The organism is Lysobacter arseniciresistens ZS79, from assembly GCF_000768335.1.
Lineage (GTDB): Bacteria > Pseudomonadota > Gammaproteobacteria > Xanthomonadales > Xanthomonadaceae > Novilysobacter > Novilysobacter arseniciresistens.
In genome coordinates this window covers 200,448-209,386 of record NZ_AVPT01000002.1, presented here as the reverse complement: position 1 = coordinate 209,386, position 8,939 = coordinate 200,448, and the positions used below count along the sequence as shown (strand labels likewise).

Sequence of the window (8,939 nt, the reverse complement as noted above, 5' to 3'; positions counted from 1 at the left end):
ATCGAAGACACAAGCGGCTTCAGCCGCGATCTGAAATCGGTCCAGGCCATCGGACATCCGATCGCGGCTGAAGCCGCTCCTACAAAAGCCCGCCCCTGCTATAGAGTCACCAGCAGACAAAACGACAAGAAGACAGACCGCGAATGACGACCCCCACCAACGCCACACTCCCCACCGTCAACGCCCGCATCCACCCGCGCGGCGGGCTGGACATCCTTTCCCGGGCGGAGGTCGCCAAGCTCGCCGACGCCACCGCAGGCGGCATGCACGACCTGCTGCGCCGCTGCGCGCTGGCGGTGCTGACCAGCGGCAGCCAGTCCGACGACCCGCGCGCCGCGCAGGAGCTCTACCCCGACTTCGACATCCAGGTGCACCAGCTCGACCGCGGCGTGCGCATCGACCTGCGCAACGCACCCGCGATGGCCTTCGTCGACGGCGAGATCATCCGCGGCGTCGCAGAACTGCTGGCGGCGACCGTGCGCGACCTGGCCTACCGCGCGATCGAGCTGGGCGAGGAGGGCGGCCGCGACCTCGACACCAGCGAGGGCATCACCGACGCGGTGTTCGGGTTGCTGCGCAACGCCCGAGTGCTGCACCCGAGCGACCCGAACCTGGTGGTCTGCTGGGGCGGCCACTCGATCAACCGCGACGAGTACATGTACACCAAGGAGGTCGGCTACCAGCTCGGCCTGCGCGAGCTCGACATCTGCACCGGCTGCGGCCCGGGCGCGATGAAGGGGCCGATGAAGGGCGCCACCATCGCCCATGCCAAGCAGCGCCGGCGCCGCGGCCGCTACATCGGCGTGACCGAGCCGGGCATCATCGCCGCCGAGTCGCCCAACCCGATCGTCAACCACCTGGTGATCATGCCGGACATCGAGAAACGGCTCGAAGCCTTCGTCCGCATCGGCCACGGCATCGTGGTGTTCCCCGGCGGCGTCGGCACCGCCGAGGAGATCCTGTACCTGCTCGGCATCCTGCTGCGCGAGGAGAACGCCGACGTGCCGTTCCCGCTGATCCTGACCGGGCCGACCGCATCGGCGCCGTACTTCGAGCAGATCGACCGCTTCATCCGCCTGACCCTCGGCGACGCGGCGACCGAGCGCTACCAGATCATCACCGGCGACCCGGCCGCCGTCGCCAAGCGCATGGCCGCCGGCGTGCGCAAGGTGCGCGACCACCGCCTCGCCCAGCGCGACTCGTTCTTCTTCAACTGGTCGATCAACATCCCGCTGGAGTTCCAGCAGCCGTTCGTGCCGAGCCACGAGGCGATGGCCGCGCTGGACCTGCACCACGGCCGCAAGCCGCACGAGCTGGCCGCCGACCTGCGCCGGGCGTTCTCGGGCATCGTCGCCGGCAACGTCAAGGAGGACGGCATGCGCCGGATCGAGGCGCACGGGCCGTTCCTGATCCATGGCGACACCGACATGATGCAGTCGCTGGACGCGCTGCTGCGGGCGTTCGTGGAGCAGCGGCGGATGAAGATCGCGGGGGAATACCGGCCCTGCTACCGGGTGGTCGCGTAACCGCCGACGCCTGCCGGGGCGCCCGGGTCAGCCCGGGGCCACCGGTAGCCGCACCGTCGCCACGAAGCGTCCGTCGACCACCTCGGTGCGGACGCTGCCACGGCCGCCGGTCAGCGCCTCGATCCGCACCTGCGAGGCGTTCAGGCCAACCCGGTGGCCGGTCGCCGCCTGCCCGCCGGCCTGCGGCAGCGGGTTGCTGATCCGCACCACCACCGTTTCCGGCGTGGTGGTGACCGCCACGTCCACGTCGCCCCGGGTCATCCGCTCGGCGCCGTGGCGGATCGCGTTCTCCACCAGCGGCTGGATCGACAGCGCGGGCACCGTGACGGCCGGCACCGAACGCGGCAGCTCCCAGCGCACCTGCAGCCGGTCACCGAAACGCAGCGCCTCGATCTCCAGATAGCGCCGCGCAAGCGACAGCTCGTCCTCCAGCGGGATCTGCCGCGGCCCCGCCAGCGCGGCGCGGAACAGGTCGGCGAGGTCCAGCAGCAACCGCTCGGCCTCTTCCGGCCGCTGGTGCACCAGTGCCGCCCCGGTGTTGAGCGTGTTGAACAGGAAGTGCGGTCGGATCCGCGCCTGCAGCGCCTGCAACTCCGACTGCTTCGCCCGCACCGCGTGCAGGCGCCCGCGCCAGTGGTTCTGGAAGGCCGCAAGGCCGAGGAAGCCGACGGCGAGTGCGATGCCGGTGAGGCGAAGCACCAGCACCGGCCAGCCCCCCTCGTTTGCGGGCCAGTCGTCGCCGAGGAACGCCCAGGCAAGCGCCGAGATCAGCCACGTGTTGAGCAGCAGCAACCCCAGCGCCAACCAGGCCAGTTTCTGCGGCCTCCAGCCGCCCAGCGCATGGCGCAGCAGGTACAGCATGCCCAGCGACAGCAGCGCGACCCACTGGATCAGCAACGACGCCAGTCCGAAGTAGACCAGCCGGCTGCCCGCGGTGCCCGGGGCGAGCGCGAGTACGGCCGCCAGGCACTCGCCCGACAGCAATACCCAGGTGATAGCGGGGGCCTGCCACAGGGCGTCAAGCGGTCTGGGGGTGGTTTCGGCGTCGCGCATCAGGGGTGAAAGGCCTCCGTTGCCCGCCATCATGCCCGTCCGGCCGGGTGATGGCAGGGACCGCCGCTCAGCCTTCCCCTGCTGCCGCCCATCGGTGTGCGCTGGTGCTTGCCGCCTGCGGGGCCTAACGTACCGGCTCGGATCATCCCGGGGAGGGGACGATGCTGCTTTCCGATTGCCCGCGCCAAGCTGCAAACCGTCGCCGTGCGGGTCGCCCGGCGCCAGCGCATGCGGGTTTCACGCTGGTGGAACTGATGATCACCCTGGTTGTGCTGGGCGTGCTCGTCGGCATGGCCGCCCCCAGCTTTTCCAACCTGATCAACTCCAACCGCCTGACGGCCGCGGCCAACGAGGTCGTGGCGGCGATGCAGGTGGCGCGGATGGAAGCCGTGCGGCGCAACGCCAATGTCGTGCTGTGCCCGAGCACCGACGGTGCCGCCTGCGCCGGCACCGCGTGGCGCGAGTTCATCGTGTTCGCGGACGAGGACGGCGACAACACCGTCGACGCCGGCACCGACGAGGTGATCCGAACCGTGGCGGTCACAGAGAGCGGGATCGCGGTCAACGCGAGCAGCAACCTCGCCACCAACCATCGCCTCCGGTTCGGCGCCGACGGCTTCGCCCGGGTCGGCAATGCCGGCGCCCGCAACGGGGGGCTGTCGGTGTGCTCCGGCGACGTCGCCCAGGCCGAGAACACCCGCCACGTCCTGGTTGCCGTCAGCCGGATCAATGTCCAGATCGCCGGCGTCGCGGCCTGCGGCTCCCTGACGGATTGAGAACCACGCCATGACCTCTTTTCCATCCCGTAACCGCCGGGCCCGGCAAACAGGCACGAGCCTGCTCGAGGTCCTGATCGCGGTCCTGATCCTCGCCGTCGGCATGCTCGGCATGGCGGCGCTGCAGGCCGTCACGCTGAAAAACAGCAACAGCTCGACGGCCCGTTCCCAGGCCGTCATGCAGACGTACTCGCTGTTCGACCGCATGCGGCTCGACCGTGCCACCGCCATGGCCGGCGGCTACAACGTCGGCTGGACCTGCGCGGCCGCGGCCGACAATCCCGACAGCGCCGACGACGATGCCGTCGATTACTCGGTGTTCAACGGCTGGCTGGCCAATCTGCAGGACGAACTCGGCCCGGGCACCTGTGGCCGGATCCAGTGCGCGGCCGACGCTTGCACCGTCGGCGTGCGCTGGGACGACAGCCGCGGCACCGGCGACGCCGACACGCTCGAAACCCTCGAAATAGAAACCACCAGCAGGCTGTGACATGACGGCTCACCAGCGCACCCGGCGTACCGCGCCACGTTCCGCCTACCTTGCACGCGGCCTGTCGCTCATCGAACTGATGATCGCGCTGGTGCTTGGCCTGGTGGTGTCCGCGGCGGCAGGCGGCATCTTCCTCGCCAACAAGCGCGTGTACGCGTCGACCGAGACGCTCAACCGCATCCAGGAAAACACCCGCGTCTCGTTCGAGATCATGGCGCGCGACCTGCGCGAAGCCGGTGGCAACCCCTGCGGCGGCGGCGTGCCGATCGTTTCGCAACTCGTGGCCGGAAACACCACGTGGTGGCAGCAGTATGACGACGGCCTGCACGGTTATCCGGCCGGCACCGCTGCGCCGGGCACCACGAGCGGCTCGGGGACCGCGCAGCGGGTGGCGGATACCGACGCGATCGACCTACACCTGGCCAACAACGGCGACATCCGGGTGCTGCAGCACGACAACCCCTCTGCCAATCTGAGGGTAAACAGTGCTGGAGGGATCGAGGACGGCGATATCCTGCTGGTGTGCAACAACACGTTCGCGTTCGTCTTCGAGGCCACTGGCGTGAATAGCGCAGGTGGGGTCGTGGGTGTCCAGCACAACGGTGGCGGAAGCGATGGCAACTGCGGCCAGGAGTTCCAGTACGAGCGCAACTGCACGGGCGGTGCCAGCGGTGACAAAGGCTACTGCTTCCTCGTGCCGGCAGGCTCGTCGGTCAACCCGAACTGCGACAAGCATGCCCGCTCGCCGGCCACAGTGGTCCAAGTGCAGAGCTTCCGCTGGTACATCGGCAACAACGGCCGTGGCGGTCGTTCGCTCTACCGCGCCACGCTGGAGAACGCCAACGGTGCGGCCACCCCGAATGTCGTCGAGACCGTGGAAATCGCCGAAGGCGTCACCGACATGCAGTTGCGTTACCGGTCCAATGGCGGCGCGGGTTTCGTCGCCGCCGGTGCGGTCGCCAACTGGGCCGCCGTCAACGCGGTGCAGGTGAACCTCACCGTGGCGGGGGTCGAAGGCGCACTCCAGGGCGCCTATGTGGAAGGTACCGATGGCGCCGCGCTGTCCCGCGATCTGACCCACGTGGTTGCGCTGCGCAACAAGGAGGGCGTGCTGTGAGCCGAACTTCCCGGGCGTACGGCGCCGCGCGTCAGCAGCAGGGCGTGGCACTGATCGTGGTATTGCTGTTGTTGCTGGTCGTGACCCTGATCGGCCTGGCCTCGATGCGTGGCACGCTGCTGCAGGAGCGCATGGCGGGCAACGTCTATGCGCGCAGCGAAGCGTTCCAGTCGGCCGAGGCGGTCTTGCGTGAAGCCGAGGCGTTCGCAGCCACCCTGCCGGTAGTGCCCGCCGCAGGGTGCGACGAGGGGGTCTGCGCGATGGCCATCAACGGCGCCGCGGCGGCCTGGCAGGCGGCGGGGTTCTGGGAGGACGGCGAGTTCCGCGAAGCCGCCGACGCCATCGGCGAAATCACCCCGCGCTATGTCGTCGAGGACTACGGCAAGGCCGAAAGCGCCTCGTGCACCGGCAGCATCGACATGTCGGCCCCGCCGTGCAGCGCGATGAGGCAGGTCTACCGGATTACCGTGCGCAGCGAGACGCCCAACGGTGCGGAAGTGCTGCTGCAATCCACCTACGAGGTGCCCGTGCCATGAAGGCTCACATGAACTGCAAGTCCACCCAGTCGAAGACCTTCGATCTGCGCGCCCCATTGGCGGTGTTTCTTGCCACTTTCCTGGCCCTGCCAGCCAGTGCGGCGACGAGCTTCCCGGATTATCCGCTGCAGACGGGTACCGATTCGATCCCGCCGAACATCATGTTCATCCTGGACGACTCCGGCTCGATGGTGTTCCAGACGATGCCGCATGATCGCTACAACTCGGGGCTCAACGACAACATCTACGACCGCTCGGCAACCCACAACACGATCTACTACAGTCCGGGCACCACGTACGAGCCCTGGTATGGGCCGGACGGCCGGCTCACGGGCGGCACGACTTTCAGTGCAGCCTATCCCGATCTGAGCAAGGTCGGTGGCACCACGATCAACCTTGCCGACAGCAACAGTTGCACCACGGTGAACGAGAACGGGAGCAATATCTGGGTATGCGGCGGAACCCAGACCTACTACGTCCTCAAGCCCGGCGCCACCGACACTGGTCGGAACAGCAGTTTCTACCGTTACCAGATCCGGCACGTCGACAACGACGGGGTGAATGGTGTCCGCGTGGTCAGGAGTTCCTATGCGATCGCGGCAGTGGGCAACCAGGGTGTCCAGGGTGCCGGCTGTGGCGTGAACCAGGGTGACCTTGGCGAATGGCGGTGGCGGGAATGCACCCTCGTCACGCCGTCCGGAGCCAGTGGCGCCGAGGCGGAAGCCAAGGAAATCTCCAACTACGCGACTTGGTACTCCTACCACCGTACGCGCATGAAGGTGGCCAAGGCGGGCGCAAGCGAAGCGTTCTACACGGTCGGAACCAATTATCGCGTCGGTTACGACTCCATCTGGAACCGCTTGGGTAGCTCCTCGGTGTCCGGTGATCGGCCGGCCTATCCGATTCCGGTCGATGGCAACGATGAAGGGCTGTTCAAGGGCGACAACCGGGAGGAGTGGTTCTCGACCTTGCATGGTGCGATCGGCGAGAACGGCACACCGCTGCACGGCGCACTCCAGCGCGCCGGTGCCTATTTCGAGGAAACCGGCAGCGACGGGCCGTGGGGACCGCAGTCCGGCAGCGCGCAGTTGAGCTGCCGCCAGAACTTCGCGATCCTCACTTCCGACGGCTACTGGAACAGCGATTCAGGATTCTCCAGCGGCACCATCGGCAATGCCGACGGCACCGACGGCGCATCGATCACCTCGGCAGACGGGGAGAAGACCTACCAGTACGACGCGGACAGCGATGGCGCACGGCGGTACAGCGACGGCTTCAGCAACACCCTCGCCGACGTCGCGATGCACTACTGGAAGCGCGACCTGCGTCCCAACCTGCCGAACAACGTCAGCCCGTCCACGCTGAATCCGGCGTTCTGGCAGCATATGGTGACGTTCGGCATCTCGATCGGCCTGCAGGGGACGTTGAACCCCGAAACCGACGTCGACCGGATCGCCTCCGGTGATGCGTCGTGGCCGAACCCGTGGCGGACCGACAGCAGCAGCCAGGACCGCTGGAGCAATGAATCCGCACGGCGCATCGATGACCTGCTGCACGCTTCGGTCAACGGCCGCGGTGATTTCGTCGCGGCGAGCAACCCCTCCCAGTTCAGCGAAGCGCTGAAGGACGCGTTGAGCGCCATCAAGAAGCGCAAGTCCTCCGGTTCCAACGTCACCTCCAACGGACCGCAGCTCAATACCGGTTCCCGAATCTTCCAGGCCACCTTCACCTCGGGCGAGTGGTCGGGCGACGTGTTGAGCGTCGCGTTGTCGCCCACCGGTGGCATCGGGAGCTCGGCCTGGAGCATGGTCGAGGTCATTGAGGACGACCAGGCGGCCTTCCTCGGGCGCGGCGTTTACACCTGGAACCGTGACACCGCCGACGGTGCGGTCTTCCCGACGACCGCGCAAACCGCCGCGCTCGAGCGTACCGGCGGGACGGCCCCGGTGACCGGCGAGCAGAATGCGGATTACATCAAGGGCTATCGCACCCGCGAGGGCGGCGTCGGCAAGTTGCGCGTGCGCACCACGCCGGTGGGCGACATCGTCAACTCCTCTCCGTTCTATTCGGAGGAGGCCGCCGCGCTGTTCATCGGCGCCAACGACGGCATGCTCCACGCCATCAACAGCAACTCGGGCGCGGTGGAGTTTTCCTACGTGCCGGCCGGGCTCGATTTCGCCGCGCTGTCCACCCTCAGCGACCCGGAGTACATGCACCAGTTCTTCGTCGACGGTGGCATCGATGTCACCACCCGGGCGCAGGGCGGCAACCGGAACATCCTCGTCGGTTCGCTGGGGCGTGGCGGCAAGGGCGTGTTCGCGCTGGACGTGAGCGACCCGTCGACCTTCGACGACAGCGACGTGCTGTGGGACAAGACCACCACGACCGACGGCGACATGGGTTACGTGCTGGGTGCACCGCTGGTGCGCAAGGGCCGCGGCGGTACCACCTACGCCTTCGTGGGCAACGGCATCGAGAGCGCGAATGGCAGCTCGGCGCTGTTCGTCTACAACGCCGTGACCGGCGAGCTCGTCGAGAAGATCGTGGTGGACGCGAACGGTGGCGGGCTGGCGCCGCCGCGTGCGGCCGATACCAATCTCGATGGCATCGCCGACACCATCTACGCGGGTGATCTCTCCGGCTCGCTGTGGAAGTTCGACATCACCGGGAACAACACCGGCAACTGGGACGGCGTCGAGATCTTCTCCGCGGTCGATGTCTCGGGCAACGCCCAACCGATCACCGCGCCGGTCGCGATCGCCCGTGAACCGGTCACCGATCGCATCTTCGTGATGTTCGGCACCGGGCGTTACATCTCGGTGGACGACATCACGTCCACCGCGACCCAGACCATGTACGCGCTGATCGACGATGGCAACGCCATCGCCGGTCGCGCCGCCCTCGAGCAGCGCAGCATTCCGCGGACCGGTGTCGACTCCAAGGGGCGCCCCGCGCGTTCGTGGGAGGGCTATTCGCCGCTGCCAGAGGGTGTGGACGGCTGGTTCATCGACCTGGGTATTCCTACTGCGGGCGAGCGGGTGGTCACGGGCGGCTTCATGCGTGGCCGCGCCCTGTGGTTCTCCAGCATCATTCCCGAAGTGGGTGCCGGTTGTGACGCCGCCGGCCGCGGCTACCTGAACGCGATCGACGCCTTTACCGGGACCAGCCCACAGTCCGGCACCGGAGACGGAAGCGGCACCTACATGGACGTGGACGGTGATGGCGAGGGCGACGACACGGTCAATGGCGAAGGCGGGGGCGACGACGACGGCTTCGTCGGCTCCGTCGACCTGGGGCTCGGTATGCCCGGCCAGGGCACGGGCGTGGGCAATGACGTCTACGTCTGTGGCAGTGATGCCGAGTGCGGTTCCATGGACGAGACACCCGGTGACTCCGCCGCACGCCGCCTCGGCTGGCGCGAACTATTCAACAGGAACTGAC

At 67.7% G+C, this 8,939-nt stretch carries 7 protein-coding genes; 6 read left to right on the top strand and 1 reads right to left on the bottom strand.

Annotated features, from left to right (window positions below):
• Positions 1-143: 143 nt before the first annotated feature.
• A complete protein-coding gene (gene ppnN, locus N799_RS02350; RefSeq protein ID WP_036207195.1) occupies positions 144-1,526 on the top strand; it encodes a nucleotide 5'-monophosphate nucleosidase PpnN in 1,383 nt (460 codons plus the stop codon).
• Positions 1,527-1,553: 27 nt separating this feature from the next.
• Here the strand turns inward: ppnN and N799_RS02345 are convergent, their stop codons facing one another.
• Positions 1,554-2,579, bottom strand: a complete 1,026-nt coding sequence (locus N799_RS02345; protein WP_036207192.1) for a sensor histidine kinase — start codon at positions 2,577-2,579, stop codon at positions 1,554-1,556.
• Between the two features lie 161 nt (positions 2,580-2,740).
• Here N799_RS02345 and N799_RS02340 point away from each other — a divergent pair, with 161 nt between their 5' ends.
• From N799_RS02340 to N799_RS14255, 5 genes are read left to right on the top strand one after another with little or no spacing between them, the layout of a single operon-like run.
• Entirely contained in the window at positions 2,741-3,355 is a 615-nt protein-coding gene (locus N799_RS02340; protein WP_081974653.1) for a GspH/FimT family pseudopilin, read from the top strand.
• A gap of 10 nt (positions 3,356-3,365) precedes the next feature.
• Complete coding sequence (pilV, locus tag N799_RS02335; RefSeq protein WP_036207189.1) at positions 3,366-3,845, top strand: type IV pilus modification protein PilV; 480 nt, start codon at positions 3,366-3,368, stop codon at positions 3,843-3,845.
• Between the two features lies 1 nt (position 3,846).
• Positions 3,847-4,962, top strand: coding sequence for a PilW family protein (locus tag N799_RS02330; protein ID WP_036207185.1), 1,116 nt, complete (start codon positions 3,847-3,849; stop codon positions 4,960-4,962).
• A 44-nt stretch (positions 4,963-5,006) separates the two neighbouring features.
• Entirely contained in the window at positions 5,007-5,498 is a 492-nt protein-coding gene (locus N799_RS02325; RefSeq protein WP_052101041.1) for a pilus assembly PilX family protein, read from the top strand.
• An 8-nt stretch (positions 5,499-5,506) separates the two neighbouring features.
• Positions 5,507-8,938: a pilus assembly protein gene (locus tag N799_RS14255; protein WP_052101039.1), complete on the top strand. Its 3,432-nt coding sequence runs from the start codon at positions 5,507-5,509 to the stop codon at positions 8,936-8,938.
• Position 8,939 lies beyond the last annotated feature (1 nt).

What these genes read in the sequence shown, in the direction of transcription:
- ppnN (WP_036207195.1), top strand. Translation starts at nt 144, where the DNA reads ATGACGACCCCCACCAACGCCACACTCCCCACCGTCAACGCCCGCATC.
- N799_RS02345 (WP_036207192.1), bottom strand. Translation starts at nt 2,579, where the DNA reads ATGCGCGACGCCGAAACCACCCCCAGACCGCTTGACGCCCTGTGGCAG.
- N799_RS02340 (WP_081974653.1), top strand. Translation starts at nt 2,741, where the DNA reads ATGCTGCTTTCCGATTGCCCGCGCCAAGCTGCAAACCGTCGCCGTGCG.
- pilV (WP_036207189.1), top strand. Translation starts at nt 3,366, where the DNA reads ATGACCTCTTTTCCATCCCGTAACCGCCGGGCCCGGCAAACAGGCACG.
- N799_RS02330 (WP_036207185.1), top strand. Translation starts at nt 3,847, where the DNA reads ATGACGGCTCACCAGCGCACCCGGCGTACCGCGCCACGTTCCGCCTAC.
- N799_RS14255 (WP_052101039.1), top strand. Translation starts at nt 5,507, where the DNA reads ATGAACTGCAAGTCCACCCAGTCGAAGACCTTCGATCTGCGCGCCCCA.